At 70.6% G+C, this 20,476-nt stretch carries 15 protein-coding genes; 12 read left to right on the top strand and 3 right to left on the bottom strand.

Features of this window, described 5'->3' with window-relative positions; genetic code table 11:
- The gene (locus JOF40_RS01790) at nucleotides 1-1,578 is read right to left on the bottom strand and encodes a glycosyltransferase family 2 protein (RefSeq protein ID WP_129179546.1); all 1,578 of its coding nucleotides are present in this window, start codon (nucleotides 1,576-1,578) and stop codon (nucleotides 1-3) included.
- Nucleotides 1,579-1,583: 5 nt separating this feature from the next.
- A complete protein-coding gene (locus JOF40_RS01785) occupies nucleotides 1,584-3,494 on the bottom strand; it encodes a methyltransferase (protein ID WP_188111625.1) in 1,911 nt (636 codons plus the stop codon).
- Between the two features lie 136 nt (nucleotides 3,495-3,630).
- On the opposite strand from JOF40_RS01785, the gene surE reads away from it, so the two are divergent.
- From surE to JOF40_RS01745, 8 genes are all read left to right on the top strand, one after another.
- Nucleotides 3,631-4,491, top strand: a complete 861-nt coding sequence (gene surE / locus JOF40_RS01780) for a 5'/3'-nucleotidase SurE (protein ID WP_188111624.1) — start codon at nucleotides 3,631-3,633, stop codon at nucleotides 4,489-4,491.
- Between the two features lie 52 nt (nucleotides 4,492-4,543).
- On the top strand, nucleotides 4,544-5,833 hold the full coding sequence (locus JOF40_RS01775; RefSeq protein WP_129179540.1) for a GAF domain-containing protein: 1,290 nt from the start codon (nucleotides 4,544-4,546) through the stop codon (nucleotides 5,831-5,833).
- Nucleotides 5,834-6,017: 184 nt separating this feature from the next.
- Entirely contained in the window at nucleotides 6,018-7,541 is a 1,524-nt protein-coding gene (gene exaC, locus JOF40_RS01770; protein ID WP_129179538.1) for an acetaldehyde dehydrogenase ExaC, read from the top strand.
- 16 nt (nucleotides 7,542-7,557) lie between these two features.
- On the top strand, nucleotides 7,558-7,941 hold the full coding sequence (locus JOF40_RS01765; RefSeq protein ID WP_129179536.1) for a DUF779 domain-containing protein: 384 nt from the start codon (nucleotides 7,558-7,560) through the stop codon (nucleotides 7,939-7,941).
- A 99-nt stretch (nucleotides 7,942-8,040) separates the two neighbouring features.
- The gene (locus tag JOF40_RS01760) at nucleotides 8,041-10,923 is read left to right on the top strand and encodes a delta-60 repeat domain-containing protein (RefSeq protein ID WP_129179534.1); all 2,883 of its coding nucleotides are present in this window, start codon (nucleotides 8,041-8,043) and stop codon (nucleotides 10,921-10,923) included.
- On the top strand, nucleotides 10,920-11,657 hold the full coding sequence (locus tag JOF40_RS01755) for a CDP-alcohol phosphatidyltransferase family protein (protein ID WP_307800752.1): 738 nt from the start codon (nucleotides 10,920-10,922) through the stop codon (nucleotides 11,655-11,657). Before JOF40_RS01760 ends, JOF40_RS01755 begins: the two co-directional genes overlap by 4 nt.
- Nucleotides 11,654-12,949, top strand: coding sequence for an O-antigen ligase family protein (locus JOF40_RS01750; RefSeq protein ID WP_129179532.1), 1,296 nt, complete (start codon nucleotides 11,654-11,656; stop codon nucleotides 12,947-12,949). The genes JOF40_RS01755 and JOF40_RS01750 overlap by 4 nt, the downstream gene beginning before the upstream one ends.
- On the top strand, nucleotides 12,942-14,444 hold the full coding sequence (locus JOF40_RS01745; protein ID WP_129179530.1) for an oligosaccharide flippase family protein: 1,503 nt from the start codon (nucleotides 12,942-12,944) through the stop codon (nucleotides 14,442-14,444). Before JOF40_RS01750 ends, JOF40_RS01745 begins: the two co-directional genes overlap by 8 nt.
- 94 nt (nucleotides 14,445-14,538) lie before the next feature.
- Here JOF40_RS01745 and JOF40_RS01740 read toward each other — a convergent pair whose 3' ends face one another.
- Complete coding sequence (locus JOF40_RS01740; RefSeq protein ID WP_129179528.1) at nucleotides 14,539-15,852, bottom strand: Wzz/FepE/Etk N-terminal domain-containing protein; 1,314 nt, start codon at nucleotides 15,850-15,852, stop codon at nucleotides 14,539-14,541.
- 370 nt (nucleotides 15,853-16,222) lie between these two features.
- On the opposite strand from JOF40_RS01740, the gene JOF40_RS01735 reads away from it, so the two are divergent.
- From JOF40_RS01735 to JOF40_RS01720, 4 genes are all read left to right on the top strand, one after another.
- Complete coding sequence (locus JOF40_RS01735; RefSeq protein ID WP_129179526.1) at nucleotides 16,223-17,560, top strand: sigma-70 family RNA polymerase sigma factor; 1,338 nt, start codon at nucleotides 16,223-16,225, stop codon at nucleotides 17,558-17,560.
- An 81-nt stretch (nucleotides 17,561-17,641) separates the two neighbouring features.
- Nucleotides 17,642-18,082, top strand: coding sequence for an FAD synthase family protein (locus JOF40_RS01730; RefSeq protein ID WP_246152671.1), 441 nt, complete (start codon nucleotides 17,642-17,644; stop codon nucleotides 18,080-18,082).
- A gap of 2 nt (nucleotides 18,083-18,084) precedes the next feature.
- Nucleotides 18,085-19,029, top strand: coding sequence for a glycosyltransferase family 2 protein (locus tag JOF40_RS01725; RefSeq protein ID WP_129179524.1), 945 nt, complete (start codon nucleotides 18,085-18,087; stop codon nucleotides 19,027-19,029).
- A complete protein-coding gene (locus JOF40_RS01720; protein ID WP_129179522.1) occupies nucleotides 19,029-20,453 on the top strand; it encodes an exopolysaccharide biosynthesis polyprenyl glycosylphosphotransferase in 1,425 nt (474 codons plus the stop codon). Before JOF40_RS01725 ends, JOF40_RS01720 begins: the two co-directional genes overlap by 1 nt.
- Nucleotides 20,454-20,476: the final 23 nt, after the last annotated feature.

Below are 20,476 nucleotides of genomic sequence, written 5' to 3'. Positions count from 1 at the left end.
TCAGGGCGTGAACGTGGCGCGGTAGCGCTCCCGCTGGGTGCGGTACTGACCCCACCGGTTGACGATGAACTCCTTCTCGAACGCGTGCACCGTCGGCGACCGGGTGATCGACTCGAAGTGCCACAGGACGACGTCCCACAGCCACACGAGTCGGAGGCCCTCGCGGCGGATCTTGAGGCTGAAGTCGACGTCGTTGAAGTTGACAGGCAGCTCCTCGGTAAAGCCGCCCACCGCCGTGAAGACGTCGCGGCGCAGCGCGACACAGGCACCCGTCAGAGCGGAGACCTCGCGGTTCATCAGCAGCTCGGGGTTCTTCACGTCGACGTGCAGCTGCTTGTACAGGGTGTGGTAGATGCTGCCGCTGCCGTACTCGACACCCGCATGCTGAACGCGGTTGCTCTCGAAGAGGAGCTTCGCGCCGGTCATGCCGACTCCGGCCTCGGACAACGGTGCGATGAGTTGTCCGACGACCTCGTCGGACTCGGCCTGGACGTCGTCGTTCAGGAAGATCAGCACATCGCCGCGTGCGTGGAGAGCGCCGATGTTGCACTTGGCGCTGAAGTTGAACGGCTGGCGAAACTCGACGAGCACCAGGTCGATGCCCGGGATGGACCGCAGCTCGTGGAGCACCTGCGGCGGCGTGGGCGTGTCGTAGACGACGACGAACTCGAGGTCGGCGTGCGCTGTGTGGTCGCGGACCGATCGAATCGCCTCGCTGACGAAGCACCGGGTCGAACCCCAGACCCGTCCTGAGGAGCCGATCGTCGGGATGATGATGCTGGTGGGCGTCGTGAGATCGGGCTCGCGACGTACTTCGTACACGCCGACCTCGGGTCGGTGGGTGACGATCGCATCGATGCCGAGGCGCTCGAGCTGTCCTTGGATGGCTTGCCGGCCGGTCTCGAACGCATACGGCTTGGCATCCAGCTCGGCAGCGGCCGAACCGGGGATGGCACGCCAGTGGTACAGCACCTGCGGGACGTGATGGATCAACCGCGCCCGCTCGGTGGCCCGCAGGATGAGATCCCAGTCCTGGGATCCGTCGTACCCGTCGCGGAAGCCGTCGACCGCCCGGAACAGGGAGGTGCGCAGCACCGAGAAGTGGCACGTGTACATCTGGTGCCGGAACCGCTCGGGTGACCAGTCGGGCTTGAGGAACGTGTGACCGATGCTGCCGTCGGGCATCACCTTGTCCTCGTCGCTGTACAGGTAGTCGACCTCGTCGGGATTCTTGGCGATCGCGGCGGCCATGGCCTGCAGCGCATGGGTGGTCAGCAGGTCGTCGTGGTCGAGCAGTGCGATGAACTGTCCACGAGCGTGCGAGGCCGCATCGTTCGACGTGGCCACGATGCCCCCGTTGACGTCGCGGCTGAACACGCGGATACGAGGATCGCGGGCGGCATGACGCTGCAGCTCGGCCTGGACGCGAACGTCGGGCGAGCAGTCGTCGACCAGGATCCACTCCCAGTCGACGAAGGTTTGCGCCAGGACGGAGTCCACGGTCTCCCCGAGCACGTCGAGAGGTGTGTCGTAGACGGGCGTGATGATCGAGAAGAGGGGCTGGTCGTTGGGTGCCATGGCGCTCATCGACGCCGGAGGCGGTTGAACGGACGCACGAAGAAGCTGCCGACGCGCCAGGTCGCCGAGGCCTTCATCGCGGCGTTGCGCTTCTGCAGGCGGCTCATCTTGGCGCGGGCCCGGCGCAGGGACGACTGCGACATCTCGTGCCGGTCACGCAGCTTCTCGGCCGTGGCCATGAGACCGATCGCGTGGTCGCGGTGGATCAGCTCGGCATGTCGCAGCTCGAGCTCGAGGTCGCGCACCTGCTGCTGGAGGGCGGCATTGGTGGAGGAGAGGGCCTCGACCACGGTGGAGAAGGCCTCCGACGAGACGGGTTCGGTCGTCTCGGTCGGGCCATCGGTCTGGGGCGGTGTCCTGCTGAGATCGGTCAACTGGTGCCATTCCTTTCGGGCCCGGGCAGCCCGGGAATGTCGGTCGTCGGTGGGCCACACATGGGACATGTGCTGGGCTTCGCGGTCGATGAGCCGGTCGACCCACCCCGCGGACAGCTGACAGCCCGCGAGGTCGGCGATGAGGTCGGCGAGCGCGGCGACGTCGGTGGTGCCGGTGACGGGTAGCCAGGACGGAGGGCGTCTGGCGATCGCCACGTCATAGGTCAACCAGAAGCAGCCGCGGGTGAGGATGACCTCGGCGTCGCCTCCGTCGAGCTGCCACTCCTGGTCGATCGCGACGAGTCGCTGGTCGTCGGTCACGACGACGTTGCGCGGGATGAGGTCCCATGGCACGGGCTCACCCTCGTGGCAGCTGGCGATCACGAGATCGCGCCAGCCACGCAGGAGGGCGCGCGCCTCGTCGATCGAGGCCGCGCTGCCGAGCCGGCGCGTCAGCGTGGCGCCGGCGACGAAGGCCTCGGTGTGCGGCCGGATGCTGAGGGGTCCGTCCGGGGCAAGGGAACCCGGAAATGCCAGGGCGCGCTCGACCACGAGCTCGTCGCCGCGCTGGCGGATGCGGTTGAACGCCGACTGCGCGGCCCGCCGCCCGACCGTCCAGAAGGACGCCGCTGCGTTGACGGGAGCCGGAGCGGTGCCGGCCAGGACGACGTACGCGTTGGCATGCTGTGCACCCGTGCCCGCCTCGACCGCCGCGGCCCAGAGGTGCTCCTCCGGAAAGGTCGCCGGACGATCTAGGTACGGCGGGCTGGGGAACGACGGGAGCGCGAGCAGCAGCTGGGAGTCGATCGCTGCCAGGGCGTCATGGTCGAAGAGCAGCTGGGTGTGCCGGTGGTCGGGGAAGGCGAGCAGCGACCGGGGCTCGAGGCCCGCGGCCCTCACCGCCGACTCGACATCGGCCTGGTGCAGGCGGGCGAGAGGTGCCCCGCCATCGCGCCCGATCGTGGGGGTGCTGTCGCCCGCCTGGAAGCGGACGCCCCGCGGGTTGTCGCCGGCGATGAGAAGTAGTCCGCCCGGCCGCAGCAGCGCCGTGGCCCGTTCGGCGAGGTCTGCCGTGGTCAGTCCCTGTGATGCGAGCAGGTCAGAAGCGTCGACCGCGACCACCAGGTCGTAGGTCGTCTCGAGCGGCACGTCGTCGAGCGTCGCCTCGTGGACGACGACGGACGTCAGGTCGGCGCAGCGGGCCCGCGCGACCTGCGCCATGCCGTGATGGGGCTCCAGGGCGTCGACCGTCCCGCCCAGCTCGCCGAGGTGACGGGTCAACCCCCCGCAGCGGGCACCGATCTCGAGGACGACGGGGGACTCCGGCAATGGCAGGGCTCGCAGGATGTTGCCGCGCTGCGGCGAGAGGTGGTAGCTCTCCTCCCACGTGCTGGCCGCGAGCGCCAAGGCATCGCTCGAGGCGGACAGGTCCTGGGTGGTCGCGAGCACGTGGGCGAGACGGTCGAGCAGCGGGCTGGGTGCGACGTCCTGCGGCCGCGACGTGCCGGGGCCGGATGCGCGGAGCGGAGTGCGCGTGTTCATGGGCAGCTCCTCGTCGACGTGGGGCCGGACGTCGCCGCAACTATACTGTCGCCCGAGCGCTGACAACGGCGCGGGTCGAGGTTGGAGCTGGGCAGTGCAGTCATTCACCAGAGCGCCACGCGCGCTCCGCTTCCTCATGGCTGCCGTCGTCGGTGCCGGGTTGCTGACAGCATGTTCCGACGACTCCGCGCCGGGCCCTTCCCCCGTCACCGGCCCGCTGTCGATCCTGCTCGTCAACGACGACGGGTGGGACGCGCCGGGCATCACCTCGGTCTACCAGGCGTTGACGAAGGCCGGTCATCGCGTGACGCTCGTGGGCCCGCTCGAGAACCAGAGCGGACGCAGCATGGCCACCGACGTGACCGCGATGGAGGTGACGCGACCCCGGGGCGCTGACGCACCGATCTACGCCGTGGACGGGACGCCGGTCGACGCGCTCAACGTGGGCCTGTTCGGCGTCCTCGCCGGCGACCCGCCCGACCTCGTGGTGTCGGGCGTCAACAAGGGCGCCAACGTCGCTGCGAACACCAGCTACTCGGGCACGGTCGGAGCAGCGGCCGCGGCGGCCGAGGCTGGTCTGCCGGCCGTCGCGGTGAGCGCAGACACCGACGCGCAGGGCGAGTCGGACTTCGACGACGCCTCGCGCCTCGTCGTGGAGATGGTGGACCAGCTCGCTGCCCGCGGCTTCGAGGGTCTGGGACGAGCCGGCTTCCTCAACGTCAACGTCCCGGCGGAGACCGCGTCACGTCGCGAGCCACGCGGCGTGCGAGCCGTCCCGCTGGCGACGGGCGGCCCGCGAACCGTCACGTACGCGCAGAGCGGTCCGACCACCTGGACCCCGAGCTTCACCTACGACCCGCGTGTGGGACGGCCGTCCGCCGATGCCGAGCAGCTGGCCGACGGCTGGTCGACCGTCACCTGGCTCACGGCGGCCCGCACCTCGCCGTCCTCCCGGCAGGTCGAGGTCGACGACTTGGTGGACGCACTCAAGCGCTGATCGCGCACCATTCTGGCGTGACCGGCGTCACATCGACCCGTACACTCGCTGCATGGGTCGACCTCTGGACCTCGCGATGCCGCCCGGTGCCGATCCGGCCACGCTCTCGCGATACCTCAACCGAGCGCACGACGACTTCGTCGCGACCGGATCGACCGATCCCGCGGTGCGGCGGCTCGTGCAGGAGTCGTGGCGGCGCAGCATCGAGGGCGGGCTCGACCCCGAGCAGGCGATGGCCGCGATCCGGCTCGATGACGCGGCCCTGGCGGCCATCCGCGACCAGCACCCGCTCGCGGCTGGCATGCCGGTCATCCGGCGCCTGCTGGTCGACAGTGCTGCGGACTCCGGCCTGCTGGTCGCAGTCAGCGATGCGGCGGGTCAGCTGCTGTGGGTCGAGGGCGACGCGGGCCTGCGGTCGATGGCCGAGCGGATGCACTTCGTCGCCGGGGCCGACTGGAGCGAGGCGAGCGCCGGCACCAACGCCCCGGGGACGGCGCTGGCCCTCGACCGCCCGGTGCAGATCTTCGGGGCCGAGCACCTCGCGAGGCAGGTCACGCCGTGGAGCTGCTCCGCGGCTCCCATCCACGATCCCGACACGGGGGCCATCCTGGGGGTGCTCGACCTCACCGGCGGCGACGAGGTCGTGACCCCGCAGAGCCTGACCCTGGTGCGGGCGACCGTCGCGGCGGTGGAGGCCGAGCTGCGGATCGAACGGCTCAGCCCGGCCCCGCGCGCGTCGGTCGCGACGACCGGCTGGCAGGCGCCCAGCCTCGAGGTGCTGGGCGGCCACGGTGCGACGCTCCGGCACGGCTCGACCACGACGCGCCTGAGCCTGCGGCACAGCGAGATCGTCCTGCTGCTGTCCGAGTCGGCCGACGGCATGACGACCGCCGAGCTCGGGGTGGCGCTCAGCGACGACGAGCAGGCGCAGGTCACGGTGCGCGCCGAGCTGTCGCGGCTGCGCGCCGTGCTCGGGCCGATCGAACTGGCGTCGCGGCCCTACCGACTCAAGAACGTCGTCGACACCGACGTCGCCGGCGTGCGCGCCGACCTCGCGGCCGGGCACCTGCGGCGGGCGGTCGCCCGCTACCGCGGCCCCGTGCTGCCTGCGTCGACCGCTCCTGCGGTCGAACGGATCCGCGACGAGCTGCACATGCACGTGCGCTCGCAGCTGCTCGTGTCCAGCGACGCCGATGCGCTGCTGTCGTTCGCCGACACGCCGCACGGTCGCGACGACTTCGAGGTGTGGGAGCGGGTGCTGTCGATCCTGCCCCCGACCTCCCCCCGCCACGCCCAGGTAAGAGCCCACGTCAGCGTCCTGGACGAAGAACTCGGCGTCTGACCCCTGGTCAAGCGAAGCTCTGACCCATTGGTCGAGCGAAGCGAGACAAGCGCCCGGGCGAAGCCCGGCAGCGGCGACGGAGGAGCCGCTGGGGCGGTGAGGAACGAGCCGCGCGCTGCAACGTTGGAGCAACCCGGATGTGACTACGGTCACGACAGAACCCCGATCCGAAGGAGCATCCCCCATGCCCGTGTTCGCCCAGCCCGGAACCGACGGAAGCGTCGTCACGTACAAGCCCCGCTACGACCACTGGATCGGCGGCGAGTACGTCGCGCCCGTCAAGGGCCAGTACTTCGAGAACGTGTCGCCGGTCAACGGCAAGGTCTTCACCGAGATCGCCCGTGGCACCGCCGAGGACATCGAGGCCGCTCTCGACGCGGCCCACGCCGCGGCACCCGCGTGGGGCAAGACGTCGGTGACCGAGCGCGCCAACATCCTGAACCAGATCGCCGACCGGGTCGAGCAGAACCTCGAGATGCTCGCGGTCGGCGAGACGTGGGACAACGGCAAGCCCGTGCGCGAGTGCCTGGCCGCCGACCTGCCGCTCGTCGTCGACCACTTCCGCTACTTCGCGGGCGCGATCCGTGCGCAGGAGGGCTCGCTGTCGCAGCTCGACGAGCAGACCGTCGCTTACCACTTCCACGAGCCGCTCGGTGTCGTCGGGCAGATCATCCCCTGGAACTTCCCGCTGCTCATGGCGACGTGGAAGCTGGCCCCGGCGTTGGCCGCCGGCAACTGCGTCGTCCTGAAGCCGGCCGAGCAGACGCCCGCCTCGATCATGCTGTTCATCGAGCTGGTCGGCGACCTGCTGCCGGCCGGCGTCATCAACATCGTCAACGGCTTCGGCGTCGAGGCCGGCGCCCCGCTGGCGTCGAGCACCCGCATCCGCAAGATCGCGTTCACCGGCGAGACGACGACGGGACGGCTGATCGCCCAGTACGCGAGCCAGAATCTCATCCCCGCGACGCTCGAGCTCGGCGGCAAGAGCCCCAACATCTTCTTCGAGGACGTCGCCAGCAAGGACGACGCGTTCTACGACAAGGCGCTCGAGGGCTTCGCGATGTTCGCACTCAACCAGGGCGAGGTGTGCACGTGCCCGAGCCGCGGGTTGATCCAGAACTCGATCCTCGAGCAGTTCCTGCCGGCGGCGACCGAGCGGGTCAAGGCCATCGTGCAGGGCAACCCGCTCGACACCGACACCATGATCGGCGCCCAGGCCAGCAACGACCAGCTCGAGAAGATCCTGTCGTACTTCGAGATCGGCGTGCAGGAGGGAGCCCGCATCATCACCGGCGGCGAGCGCGTCGACCTCGGCGGCGACCTGTCGGGCGGCTACTACGTCGCACCGACGATCTTCCAGGGCCACAACAAGATGCGGATCTTCCAGGAGGAGATCTTCGGCCCGGTCGTCTCCGTCACGGGGTTCGACGACTACGCCGACGCGATCGACATCGCCAACGACACCCTCTACGGCCTGGGTGCCGGCGTCTGGTCGCGCGACTCCAACACCGCGTACAAGGCAGGCCGTGACATCCAAGCGGGTCGCGTGTGGACCAACTGCTACCACCAGTACCCGGCCCACGCGGCGTTCGGCGGCTACAAGTCGTCGGGCATCGGGCGCGAGAACCACAAGATGATGCTCGACCACTACCAGCAGACCAAGAACCTGCTGGTGTCGTACGACGAGAACAAGCTCGGCTTCTTCTGATGGCCAGCCTGTGACCGTGGATCGCGTGGCGATCACCCCGAAGGCTGCGGAGCTCCTCCGCGGCCTTCGGGCGTCCCACGACAAACCGCTGATGTTCCACCAGTCCGGTGGATGCTGCGACGGGTCGGCCCCGATGTGCTTCACGCAGGGCACCTTCCTGACGGGGCACCAGGACGTCCACCTGGGCGATCTCGACTACGGGGCGTCCGAGGTCGCCCCCGTGTGGATCTCGCGCGAGCAGTTCGCCTACTGGTCCCACACCCACATCACGATCGACGTGGTGCCGGGGCGGGGTGCCGGGTTCTCGATCGAGGGGCCCACCGGCAACCGGTTCATCATCCGCTCGCGGGTCTTCACCGAGGAGGAGACAGCGCTCCTGTCGTCCGAGCCCGCGCGCTGACCGGCCGAACCGGCGTCATGTCCCGGGCCGTCGTGTCTCTCCTCTGGTGAACGGCACGACGTCCCGTCGTGCCTGCACCTGACACCGAGGATCCTTCACGTGCGCGCACACTCCCAGCTGACCTGGCGGACTGGCCTTCGTGCTGCGATCGCCCTCGCCGTCGTCTCGACCGGGCTCACGATCGCGGCGGCCCCCGCATCGGCCGCTCCGGTCGTCGACGGCCTGACCCAGGCAACCGCCGCCGCCTCCTGCTGGGAGATCAAGAAGAACGACTCGTCGGCACCCAGCCAGGTGTACTGGATCCTCACCCCGCAGCTGAAGGTGCCGACCAAGATCTACTGCGACCAGACCACCGACGGCGGCGGCTGGGCCCTGATCGGTCGCGGCCGCGACGGGTGGGCCTACACCTACGACGGCAGGGGCACCGCGGCCGAGGTCGCGGGCACCGTGACCGGCACTGCGGCCTTCTCGCCGCGCCAGCTCGGCTCGACCGTCATCGACGGCCTGATGGGCGGCAAGCGCATCGACGACCTCACCTACGGCAGCGGTGTGCGGGTGCGTCGCGCGCGCAACGCGGCCGGCACCGACTGGCAGGAGTCGCGGTGGACGTTCCGCTCCGGCTCGCGCGACCGGTGGAGCTGGGCGCTGCCCGCCGGGTTCCCCCTCGCCTCGTTCGCGATCGACGGGGCCACGGGCTCCGGCACGACGACCCGCAACTTCGGCACGGACGACGCGTACAAGCGCATCTGGACGGCCGAGGACCCGGCCAACTCCTACACGCGCGGCTTCACGTACGGCAGCCAGGTGACCGGCAGCACGTCGGCGACGAGCTATCTCTACTCCAAGAACGGGGGCGGGGCCTATGCCGTCCCGTTCTCGCAGGTCTTCATCCGCCCCAAGCTGCTGAGCTCGCAGCTCTCGTTCACGACAGTCCCCGACGCCGGCACGGCACCGGAGACCATCCGCGCCGCCCCGCGCAACGGCGCGCTGGCCACCGAGTGGGGCGTGACCGGCATCGGTGCCGGCGGATCGGCCGAGACGTCCGGCGAGGTGCAGGCCTTCGCCCAGGTCGGCGGCACGGTCTACGTGGGCGGCAACTTCACGACGGTGCAGAAGGGTGCGTCGGCTACGGGCTCCGACGTCGTGGCGCAGCCCTACCTCGCGGCCTTCGACGCCACCACGGGCGCCTACATCCGCTCGTTCACGCCGAAGCTCGACAACCAGGTCAAGTCGCTCGTCGCGCTGCCGGGCGGCAAGCTCGCGGTCGGCGGTGAGTTCGCGACGGTCAACGGTGTGTCCCGTGCGGGGCTCGTGGTGCTCGACCCGTCGACCGGAGCGGTCGACACGGGCTTCACGACGGTCCTCGCCAACCGCCTGACCGGCGGGAAAGTCTCGGTCCGCGGCATGGACGTCAGCGGCGGTTACCTCTACCTCACGGGTGCCTTCACGCACCTGCTGCGCCCCGGCACCGCGGAGCGCTACGCCAAGGGCGGGGCACGCATCAGCCTGTCGACCGGCATCGCCGACAACGCCTGGAACCCCGACTTCAACGGCACCGGCACCGCGATCGACGTCAGCGACGACGGGACGACGGTCTACTTCTCGGGCTACTTCACGACGATGCGCGGCGGCGCGGTCGCCGACCGTGCAGCCGCGATCAGCACGGCGTCCGGGGCCAACCGCGCCAAGGAGTGGCAGCCGACGTTCAGCACCGCGGGCTCCGCGCGCTACCAGCAGGCGGTGAAGCAGGTCGGCGGCAAGGTGTGGCTGGGCGGCTCGCAGCACAGCATGTTCGCCTACAGCGCCTCGACGTTGGCGCTGCAGAACACGCACATCACGAAGGACGGCGGTGACCTCCAGGCCATCACGGGCGGCAACGGGCTGGTGTTCGGGGGCTGCCACTGCGAGAACTGGAACTACTCCGACACGTCCGACTTCGACACGACGACAACGCCCGGCTCGACCAACATCTCGTGGTCGCAGGCCGACAAGATCTACTACGTCGGGGCCTGGGACGCCAAGACGGGCGACTACGCGCCCGAGTTCACGCCCGAGATGCGCGCCCGCGAGGGCCGCGGTGCCTGGGCGCTGATGGTCGCCTCCGACGGCACCCTGTGGGCCGGCGGCACGCTGACCAGCGCCGTCAAGGAGAACGGTGCCAACCAGTGGGTCGGCGGGTTCGCGCGCTTCGCGGTGCGCCCGCACACGGCCCCGTCCCGGCCCAACAGCCTCGCGGTCTCCCTCAGCGGCTCGGACGCACGCCTGACGTGGAGCTCGTCGGCGCCGTCCGGCACGACCTACGAGGTGCTGCGCAACGACCGGGTCGTGGGGCTCACGACGTCCAAGGAGCTGACGATCGCGGGCTCGGTCAGCACCGACCGCTTCGCCGTCCGCTCGGCCGATGCGTGGGGCAACCGGTCGGCGTCGACGGCCGTGGTCGGGCCGCCTGCCGGTGCGCCCGTCACGACGGTGCCGCTGGTCGCCGCCGGCTCGACGTGGTCGTACCTCGTCGACAAGTCCGTGACGGTGCCGTCCGACTGGACCGCGAGGACGTTCGACGCTGCCTCGTGGCGCACGGGTTCGGCGGCTCTGGGCTGGGGCACCGGCGCGATCGCGACGAACGTCGACGTGCCGGCCGGCTCGACGCGGCCGCTGACCTCGTACTTCCGGCGCCAGTTCACGGCCCAGGACGTCGGGTCGTTGACCCGGCTCACGCTGACGACGCGGGCCGACGACGGCATCGCGGTCTACGTCAACGGCACCGAGGTCGGTCGCAGCAACCTCCCGTCAGGTGCCCTGACCCCGACCACCTACGCCGGATCGGCCCCGAGCACCGCGACGGCGCTGGCCAGCCCCGTCACGTTCACGGTGCCGCCAAGCCTGCTGGTCGACGGCACCAACACCGTCGCGGTCGAGGTGCACTCCAACTACCGCCTGACTCCCTCAATGAGCATGGACCTGGCGCTGTCGGGGACGAAGTGACCGCGCCCGTGGTCGATCGTCCCGGGGTGCGAGCCCACTACGACGCTCTCGCCCGTGCCCAGAAGAGCGGCGCCGGCGTCCCCTGGTACATGCGCGTCGTCAACCGCCGGCTCGGCCGGGGCATCGCCGCCGGTGTGGCGCAGACCCGTGCCACCCCCGATCAGCTGACCGCCGCGAGCTTCGTCGCCTTCCTGGCCGCGGCTGGCCTGCTCGTGGGCGTGGCCCCGTCCGTACCGGTCGCGGTCGGCGCGACGGTGCTGTTGCAGCTCGGCTTCGCGCTCGACTCGGCCGACGGACAGCTCGCGCGACTGCGAGGCACCGGGTCGCCGGCGGGGGAGTGGCTCGACCACGTCGTCGACGCGGCACGGCACCTGCTGTTCCACCTCGCGGTGCTGGTCGGGCTGGTCCGGTTCGCTGACGTCCCCGACGTGGTCCTGCTCGTGCCGCTGGGCTTCGCCGTCGTGTCGTCCGTCCGGTTCTTCGCGCAGATCCTCGCCGAGCAGCTCGCCGGACGCGATCCGGTCGCCGGTCCGGCCTCGGTGCCCCGCTTCGGTGTCTGGATCCAGGCGCCGGCCGACACGGGCCTGCTCAACCTCGTCGTGCTCCTGTGGGCCTGGACCACGCCGTACCTCGCGGTCTACGGGATGTTCGCGGCGCTCAACGCGCTGCTGCTGGTCGCCACCGTGGTCCGGCGCCACCGTGAGCTGGGCGCGCTGCCCCGGGAGCAGGCATGACGAGCTCTGAGGTCGGCACGCGTCGGGGTGGGGCGGCGGTCGTCGACGACGTTCACGACGCCCTGCCGGCCTGGCCCGTGCTCGCGCTGCTGTGGGGGTTCCCGGTCTTCTGGCTGCTCGGGGCGACCGTCATCGCGGGCGTGGCGCTGACCGTCGTGATGCTGTCGTACCTGGTGCACCACCGCGCGACGCGGCTCGTGCCGGGCGTCTACGCGTTCACGGCCTTCGTCATCTGGGTCGTGCCCTGCGTCGCGATGATCGACTCGGGCGCGCGTCTGCTCGGCTACGCCTACCGGTTCTCGATCCTGCTGATCGTCGGAACGGCCTTCGTCTACACGATCTCCGCGGGTGTCCGGCTGACGCGCCGGCAGATCGTCGACGGCTTGACCTTCGTGTGGCTGTTCACGATCGTCGGCGGCCTGCTCGGGCTCATGTTCCCCGAGGCGCGGCTGTCGACCCCCGTGGGTCTCCTGCTGCCGGAGGGACTGACCGGCAACGACTACGTGCGCGACCTGTTCTTCCCGCCCCTGGCCGAGGTGCAGCACCCCTTCGGCTCGCCCGTCGACTTCGTCCGTCCGTCAGCGCCCTTTCCCTACGCCAACAGCTGGGGCGTGGCGATCGTCCTGCTGACACCTGTCGCGGTGGCGTGCTTCCTGCAGGCCCGTCGGCTGGCCATCCGGGTCGTCGTGGTGGCGGGTCTCGTCGCGATGATCGCCCCGGCCCTGGCGACATCCAACCGTGGCATGTTCGCCGGTCTCGTGCTGGCCGCGGTCTACGTCATCGTGCGGCTCGTGGCCCGTGACCGGGCGGCACCCGTGCTGGCGATCGCGGCACTGGCCGGCATCGGCGCGACCGTGCTGATCGGCAACGGGCTGCTGCGGCAGATCAGCACGCGGCAGCAATACGGCGACTCGTCGGGCACGCGGTGGTCGCTCTACCAGGAGACCTTCGAGCGCACCCTGCAGTCGCCGCTGCTCGGCTACGGCGCTCCGCGACCCTCGGCCTCGGAGCCGCTGATCTCGGCCGGCACGCAGGGCTACGTGTGGATGCTGATGTTCAGCTTCGGCTTCGTCGGGCTCGTGCTGTTCCTGACGTTCCTGTGGGGCACGACGCTGCGCACGTGGCGTGCCCCCGGCGACGTCGACCTCGTGCTGCACAGCGTCCTGGTCGTCGCCTCGGTCATCATCGTGATCTACGGGCTCGACATCATGCAGCTGTTGTCGATCATGCTCGTGGCCGCGGTGCTGCTCAGGCGACGTCACGGTCTCGACCCGATCGAGACCGGTGGCTGAGCAGGGCTCACGCGGTATCGCCTGGTCGGGCGCGGTCAACCTGATCGGTGGGGCGACCGGGTCGGTCATCGGCCTGGTGCTGGCGGCCGTCGTGGGGCACCAGCTGGGCACCGAGGGTGCCGGCACGTACTTCGTCGTCGTCGCGGTGTTCATGGTGGCGTCCAACGTCGCCGAGCTCGGTGCCGACACAGGTCTCGTCCGATATCTGTCGGTCGCCCGGGCGACGGGACGTCCACAGGACGTCCCGCACCTGGTCGTCGTCGCGGTCCGCCCCGTCGTCGTCGGCGGTGTCGTCGTGGTCTCGGGCGTGGCAGCCTCGGTGGCGCTCTCGCCGGTCCGCCTGCCCGATGTGTCCGGCACCTTCGTGATCGTCGCTGCCGGCGTCGCGGTGCTGTCGTCGCTCGTCGCGGTGATGCTCGCGGTCACCCGGGGTCTCGGCGACGTCCTGTCGTACCCGGTGCTGCAGAACATCGCGCTTCCGGTGCTCCGCCTGGGCGGCGTGCTGGTGGTGGTCACGGCGGGCGGAGGGACCGCGGCGGTGCTGACCGCCTGGCTCGTCCCGGTGCCTGTCGTGCTGGTGCTCGCGACCGCCGTGGCCCTGCGCCTCCTGGTGCGTCGCGCCGGCGGTCTGCGCACGGCACCCGCCTCGAACGTCGACCGGCGACGCCTCACCCGCGACTTCTGGACGTTCAGCGCGGTCCGCGGGGTGTCCGCGACGGTCGAGATCCTGCTCGAGTGGCTCGACGTGATCCTCGTGGGAGTGCTCACGTCGGCGGAGCAGGCAGGCATCTACGCCGTCGTGACCCGGTGCGCGCGGGTCGGCGAGATCGTCCAGCAGGCTGCACGCGTCGCGGTCGGACCGCAGATCAGTGCCGCGCTGGCCCGCGGTGCCGTCGACGAGGCGCGACAGGTCTACGGCCTCGTGACGGCGGCCATGATCTGGATGTCGTGGCCGTTCTTCGTCGTCCTGGCGGTGTTCCCCGAGGCCGTGCTGTCGATCTTCGGACCGGGGTTCGAGGACGGGGCGGTGTCACTGACGGTGCTGAGCGTGGCGATGGCGCTGGCGACGGCGGCCGGCACCGTGCAGACGATCCTGCTGATGGGCGGGCGCAGCAGCTGGCAGCTCGCCGACAAGGCGGCCGCGCTGACGCTCAACGTCGTGCTCACCGTGACGCTCGTGCCGGTCTGGGGCATCGAGGGGGCGGCGGTCGCCTGGGCCGTCACGATCCTGGCCGACACCGCGCTGGTCGTCCACCAGGTGCAGCACCTCATGGGCGTCCGGCCGACGGGTCACGGGCACCAGCTGCGCACGGCGGTCGCGCTGAGCGTCGGTCTCGTGGGTGCCACGACCGTGACGGCGCGCCTCGTGGCCGGCGAGTCCCTGGCCGTCATGGCGACGGCGACGGCCGTGGCTGCCGTCCTCTTCGTCGCGGCGAGCGTCCCGCTGCGCCACCGTCTCGGTCTGACCGAGCTCGTCCGGCACCGCAGCGGCTGACGGGACGGTGCCCGGAGGCGACGAAGCCGGGCCGCCTCGAGGGGCGACCCGGCTCCGGGGACTCAGCGGTTCAGAGGCTCAGCGGTTCAGAGGCTCAGCGGTTGAGCGTCATCAGCTCGGGCCGCGGCGGGAACAGCGCGGTCAGCGCGATGTCGACGCCCTTCGACCGCAGCAGCCCGGCGAGGCGGCGCAGGGCCGTTGCGTCATCGGCCGTCGACCGGGCCAAGAGCACCGAGTCGGACCGCGTGGCCAGCGCCACCTTGTTGGCGTCGGACGTCAGGTTGGTCGTGTCGATGATGATGATCTCGCCGGCCCACGACACGCGCTTCTTGTCGGTCGGCCACCCGCGGCTGATCTTGCCCTCGTTGATCGCACCGGCGTCGACGAAGCGGGCGGAGCGGCCGCGGCGGGACAGCGCGTCGACGAGCTCCTGGCCCGGGGTGATCGTCCTGCCCGGGGCCTCCTCGGCGTCGACCATGATGAGGAACGGGTCCTCGATGCCGATGTCGGTGGGGATCTTCAGCATGAACGCCGCGATGTCCCAGGTGTCGGCACGGTTGGTGTCCTTGGTGCCGTCGAGCACGATCTGGTCGCCGATCGCCTGGAGGCCGTCGACGCCACCGATCTCGGAGTTCTCCTCCTTCTTGGTCAGCGCCACGGGGATGCCCGCGAGCAGGCCGAGGAACAGGCCGGCCAGGCCCAGCGCGACCAGCCCCGGGCTCGAGGCCTCGTCGGGGACGTCGGCCTTGCCGATCAGCGTGCCCGGGTCGACATCGGTGTTGCTGAGCTCGGCCAGGCGGGTGCCGGCGGCATCGGCCTGGATCGCCAGCGCACGCTGCTGGACGGCTCCGGCGTTCTCGGGTGCGACGGTGCTCGCCTGCACCGCGGCGACCTGCTCCTGGGCCGTCTTCCGGAGCCGCTCGACCTGCGCGGCGGCATCGGCACGACGCGTCTCGAGGTAGGCCTCGGCGACGGCATCGGCACCCGCCGCGGCCTCCGACGCCGAGGCCCCCGAGAACCGGATGCTGAGGATCAGGGAGTCGTCCGGCGACTCGACCTTCGTCGCGTCGCGCACGTCCTGCGCCGACATCGGGTGGTCGGCCTTCAGCGCCGTCGCCGCGGCGGCGGCGACCTGCGCGGAGGTCGCCGTGCGCACCTCGGTCGGCATGCTGACCGAGCGGTCCGCATCGGCCTGGGCACCGAGGGGGTCCGCGGTGATGGGGTTGACCGACACGGTCGCGGTGGCGTCGTAGCGCGAGGGCAGCACGACCGACACGGCCATCCCGAGCAGCAGCCCGACGACGGCCGTCGCGGCGACGGTCGTCCAGTGCCGTCTCAGGGAGGAGGCAAGGTCCGTGAGCTGAACGGGGGGAGTAGGTGTGGCCATCGCGATGTCCTTGGGTCTCACGAGGTCACGGTGCGGGACCTCTACCAGAAGGGAGCCGCGCGCTGCGCCGGTATGACGGCTCGCCGCTGTTTTTTGTGCATGAGTGCTAGATCACAGACGTCGTGCGCCGCCAGGTGCGGCTGCGTCAGACCGAGAAAAAATCAACGTGACCCGTTGGGATCACAAGGAACTAGTCACTTGTGACCACGCGCAACATGGGGGCCGAGGGTCGATTATTTATTCTTCGTTCCCATTGCAGTGAAAAATGGAGCGGCACCTGTCTGGCGCGCCCTCGCGGGCCATGCCATTCTGGCCAAACCGTCAACCACGGTTACAGATCTTCCACCGCCTCTACAGAGGCTACGGACGACACATATCCAGGGGATGAAACATGCAGAACGTTGACACCGTCAACGTGTCTGGCGAAGAGCTGCCGCTCGTCGACTGCGACGACGGCGCGCTCCTCGCACTGGCACGTGCAGGACACCAGCAGGCCTACGCCACGCTGTTCGCCCGCTACAGCTACGCGGCGCATCGGCTGGCCAGGCACCTGGGGCAGAAGGAGGACTCCGACGACGTCGTCTCCGAGGCCTTCGCCCAGGTGCTCGACCTGCTCGGCCGCGGCAAGGGCCCCGAGCGGGCCTTCCGGGCCTACCTGTTCACGACGGTGCGTCACGAGTGCGCACGACGCGCCAAGGCGCGCAAGCGCGTGACGCCGACCGACGACCTGCGCCAGATCGACACACCGGTCGCCTTCGGCAACGGTGAGCTGGACGGTTTCGAGCGGTCGGCGATCCGCGCCGCGTACGAGTCCCTGCCCGACCGGTGGCAGACCGTGCTCTGGCACCTCGACGTCGAGGGCTGCAAGCCGCACGAGCTCGGCCCGTTGCTCGGGCTGTCTCCCAACAGCGTCTCGGCGCTGGTCTACCGGGCTCGGGCGGGGCTGCGTGAGGCCTACCTGCAGCAGCACGTCAAGGACGAGCAGGCCGGCGACAGCCGCACGTGCGTCGAGCACCGGTCCAAGCTCTCGGCGTTCGTCCGTCGTACGGCGTCCGCCCGCGACCAGGAGCGGGTGCACGCGCACCTCGAGTCGTGCGGCGACTGCATGGCGATCTACCTCGACCTGCAGGAGGTCAACCGCGAGGTCGGCGCGATCGCTGTGCCGGCTGCCGCGGCGACGTTGGCGGGACTCTCCCTGACGTCGCTCGGCGCCCACCTGACCTTCCTGCTGAAGGGGCTGGCCGGTGCCTTCGTCCCGGCCGCCGCCGCGATCGCCTCGGCGACGCTGATCGCGGTGCCCGGGCACACCTCGCGCGAGCCCCAGCGTCAGCCGATGGCCTCCTCGCAGGTCCAGGTCCGGGCCGTCGCGCAAGACGTGCCGCTGGCCGGCGCGCGGGCTCCGCGCGCCGACGTGCCACGGACCGTGTCGGCGGCGTCCGAGCTCGCCGCGCCGGCGACCGCCGGCGTGCCGTCGAAGCCCGCCACCGAACCTCGTGCTCCGCGCGGTGACTCGGCCGTGACGCCTGCCTCCACGGGGACCGATCCCGTGGTGCCTCCCCGGCCGTCGACCCCGCCGGTGGACCTCCAGGTGACGACTCCCGCGACGCTGGCCGGCCTCGACCAGCTGCGCGCCAAGGCCACGCTGGGGCCGATCGAGGTCGAGATCGATCCCAGCGCCGACCTGCCGGTGTCGCTCGAGCTCGGGCAGGCGGAGCCGACCGCGCCGTAGGCGAAAGTTGTCGTGACGCCGTCACGATCGGGCCCGGGGGGCCTCTTCCATCCAGAGACCTAGTGAAGGACGAGGACCCCCGTGACCGATGCACGCCCCACGTTCGACGTCGGCTACTCCAGCGGGGTCTTCGACATGTTCCACGTCGGCCACCTCAACCTGCTCCGCCGGGCACGCAACCAGTGCCGCCACCTGGTCGTGGGAGTGGCCAGCGACGAGTACGTCGAGCAGCTGAAGGGCCGTCCCTCGGTCGTCCCGTGCGACGAGCGGATCGACATCATCTCGGCGCTCGGCATCGTCGACGAGGTCGTCATCGACCGGTCCGAGAACAAGCTGGCCGTGTGGCAGCAGCGTCCGTTCGACGCGATCTTCAAGGGCACCGACTGGCAGGGCACCCCCAAGGGGTACCGGCTGGAGCGCGAGATGGCCGGTGTCGGCGTCGAGGTCGTCTACTTCCCGTACACCCGTCACACGTCCAGCTCGATGCTGCGCAGCTTCCTCGCCGGTGGTGGCGGCGAGTGATCATGTTCGACGAGCACGTCGCACCGCTCGCGACCGATCTCCCGGCCTCGGTCACCGCCGTCGTGCCGACCCATCGTCGCCCTGAACGCATGCGCGAGGCCGTCGAGAGCATCGTCGCCCAGACCTATCGGGGCGACATCGAGATCATCGTCGTCTTCGACGCCTGCGAGGTCGAGCTGCCCCAGCTCGCCCTGCCGGCGCACCGGACGTTGAGGGGCATCCGCAACGACCGTGTGCGGGGCCTCGCCGGGGCGCGCAACAGCGGCATCCTCGCGGCGAGCCACGAGTTCGTGGCCTTCCTCGACGACGACGACGTCTGGATGCCCGGCAAGCTCGATGCCCAGATGACGGTCTTCGAGCGGCACCCCGAGTCCGGGCTCGTCGGCTCCGCGATGCAGGTCGACGACGGCCGGCGGCGCCATGACCGGCTCGTGCCGCACGCGGTCGTGACGCACGGCGATCTGGTGCACGACCGCATCGCGGGACTGCACTCGAGCAGCTTCGTCTTCCGCCGCGAGGTGCTCGACGAGGTCGGCATGATCGACGAGCAGCTGCCGGGTGCCCACGGCGAGGACTACGACGTGCTGCTGGCCACGTCCCGGCACTCGGTCATCCGGCTGGTCAACACCCCCCTCGTGTCGGTCCGGTGGTCCGGCGAGTCGTACTTCTACGGTCACTGGGGCCCCTACGCGGCAGGACACATCTACCTGCTCGACAAGCACCCCGAGCTGCAGGCGGACGACTACGCGCGCTCCCGCATCAGCTCGCAGATCGGGTTCGCCCTCGCCGCCGACGGATCGGGTCGCCAGGCGCGCACGTGGCTGCGTCGCTCGTTGCGGCTGCAGCCGCTCAACGTCCGGGCGTGGCTGGGGCTGCTGATCTCCTACCGGCTGCTGTCGGCCCGTCTCGTCGCCCGGGTCGCCAACCTCGTCGGCAAGGGCATCTGATGGCCGTCCTCAACATCAACCAGCCCCTGCGCGGGCTGCGCACGGATCGTGCGTCGACCGCCCGGCGGCCCATCGCACTGAGCCGCGTGGGCGGGGCGATCCTGCGCCAGGGCGTCGTGGGGTACGTCGCGGCGCTGGCCGGCGCGTGGTTCCTGGCCGCCGAGCGCTTCGACCTGCCGCAGGAGTGGACGTCCGGTGTCGTCGCGGTCGTGGGTGCGTGGCTGCTCTACAGCTTCGCGGCGCTGCCGGCCTTCGAACGGGCGCGGTCGTTCAAGCCGTCGACGCGACTCGTCGAGCTGCTGGGCGTGGCGACGGTGTCGCTGGTCATCGCCGGATTCGACAGCACGCCGACCGCGCGTCGCGCGATGGTCGCGGTGCTCGCTGGACCGGCGCTCCTCGGAGTCTCCGCGATCGTGCACCGCCAGGTGCTCCGCCGCACGCCGACGATCCTGGTGGGTCAGGTCGAGTCGGTGCGCCGGCTCGAGAAGCGCTGGGCTGCGCGCCGCGACGTCACCGTCGTCGCGACGTGCTCGTGGCGGTCGCCCCACGAGCTCGCTCCCGCCGGGGCGGTCTCCGACCACAGCTTCGACGACGTCGTCCGCGAGGTGCTCGCCGCCGTGGCCGAGCGTCACGCGACGTCAGTCGTGATCGCGAGCAGTCGCGCGTTCACCAACCCGGCGCTCCGGCACCTGGCCTGGGCCCTGCAGCGCGCCGAGGTCGAGTGCCTCGTCGTGGCCGACATGAGCGATCACGTCGAGTACCTCAGCCCGCGCCGCGTCGGCGACCAGATCGCGCTGTCGCTGCGCGCCCCCAACGACCACCTGATGTCGCTGGTCGTCAAGTCGCTGTTCGATCGCGTCAGCGCGCTGGTCGCGCTGGTGCTGCTGTCGCCCGTGCTGCTCGTCGTCGGCATCATGATCCGGCTCGGGTCACGTGGCCCGGCGATCTTCCGTCAGGTGCGGTCAGGGCGTGATGGCCGGCCGTTCGTGATGTACAAGTTCCGCACCATGTCGGTCGACGCCGAGGACCGGCTCGACGACCTCATGCGTCAGAACGAGGGTGCCGGGCCGTTGTTCAAGCTGCGCAACGACCCGCGCATCACCCCGCTCGGCCGCGTGCTGCGGAGCCTGTCGATCGACGAGCTGCCCCAGCTGTTCAACGTCGTCAAGGGCGACATGTCGCTCGTCGGCCCTCGGCCCGCGCTCCCGGCCGAGACGTCGCAGTACAGCGAGTGGGTCTGGCGCCGTCTGCACGTCCGGCCGGGGCTCACCGGGCTGTGGCAGGTCAGCGGTCGCTCAGCGCTGTCGTGGGACGACTCGATCCGCATGGACCTGCAGTACGTCAACAACTGGAACCTGCGGCTCGACCTGGCGATCCTGGCGCGCACCGTCGGGGCGGTGCTGTCCCGCGACGGTGCGCACTAGGTGTCCTCAGCGGACTCGGCCAG

Source organism: Aeromicrobium fastidiosum, from assembly GCF_017876595.1.
Classification (GTDB): domain Bacteria; phylum Actinomycetota; class Actinomycetes; order Propionibacteriales; family Nocardioidaceae; genus Aeromicrobium; species Aeromicrobium fastidiosum.
Note: the sequence above shows the minus strand (reverse complement) of the source record. Positions and strands in the feature narration are given on the sequence as shown.

Excerpts from the sequence above, each read along its gene's own strand:
- JOF40_RS01735 (WP_129179526.1), top strand. The coding sequence starts at position 16,223 with ATGCAGAACGTTGACACCGTCAACGTGTCTGGCGAAGAGCTGCCGCTC.
- surE (WP_188111624.1), top strand. The coding sequence starts at position 3,631 with ATGGCTGCCGTCGTCGGTGCCGGGTTGCTGACAGCATGTTCCGACGAC.
- JOF40_RS01790 (WP_129179546.1), bottom strand. The coding sequence starts at position 1,578 with ATGGCACCCAACGACCAGCCCCTCTTCTCGATCATCACGCCCGTCTAC.
- JOF40_RS01750 (WP_129179532.1), top strand. The coding sequence starts at position 11,654 with ATGACGAGCTCTGAGGTCGGCACGCGTCGGGGTGGGGCGGCGGTCGTC.
- JOF40_RS01775 (WP_129179540.1), top strand. The coding sequence starts at position 4,544 with ATGGGTCGACCTCTGGACCTCGCGATGCCGCCCGGTGCCGATCCGGCC.
- exaC (WP_129179538.1), top strand. The coding sequence starts at position 6,018 with ATGCCCGTGTTCGCCCAGCCCGGAACCGACGGAAGCGTCGTCACGTAC.
- JOF40_RS01725 (WP_129179524.1), top strand. The coding sequence starts at position 18,085 with ATGTTCGACGAGCACGTCGCACCGCTCGCGACCGATCTCCCGGCCTCG.
- JOF40_RS01720 (WP_129179522.1), top strand. The coding sequence starts at position 19,029 with ATGGCCGTCCTCAACATCAACCAGCCCCTGCGCGGGCTGCGCACGGAT.
- JOF40_RS01785 (WP_188111625.1), bottom strand. The coding sequence starts at position 3,494 with ATGAACACGCGCACTCCGCTCCGCGCATCCGGCCCCGGCACGTCGCGG.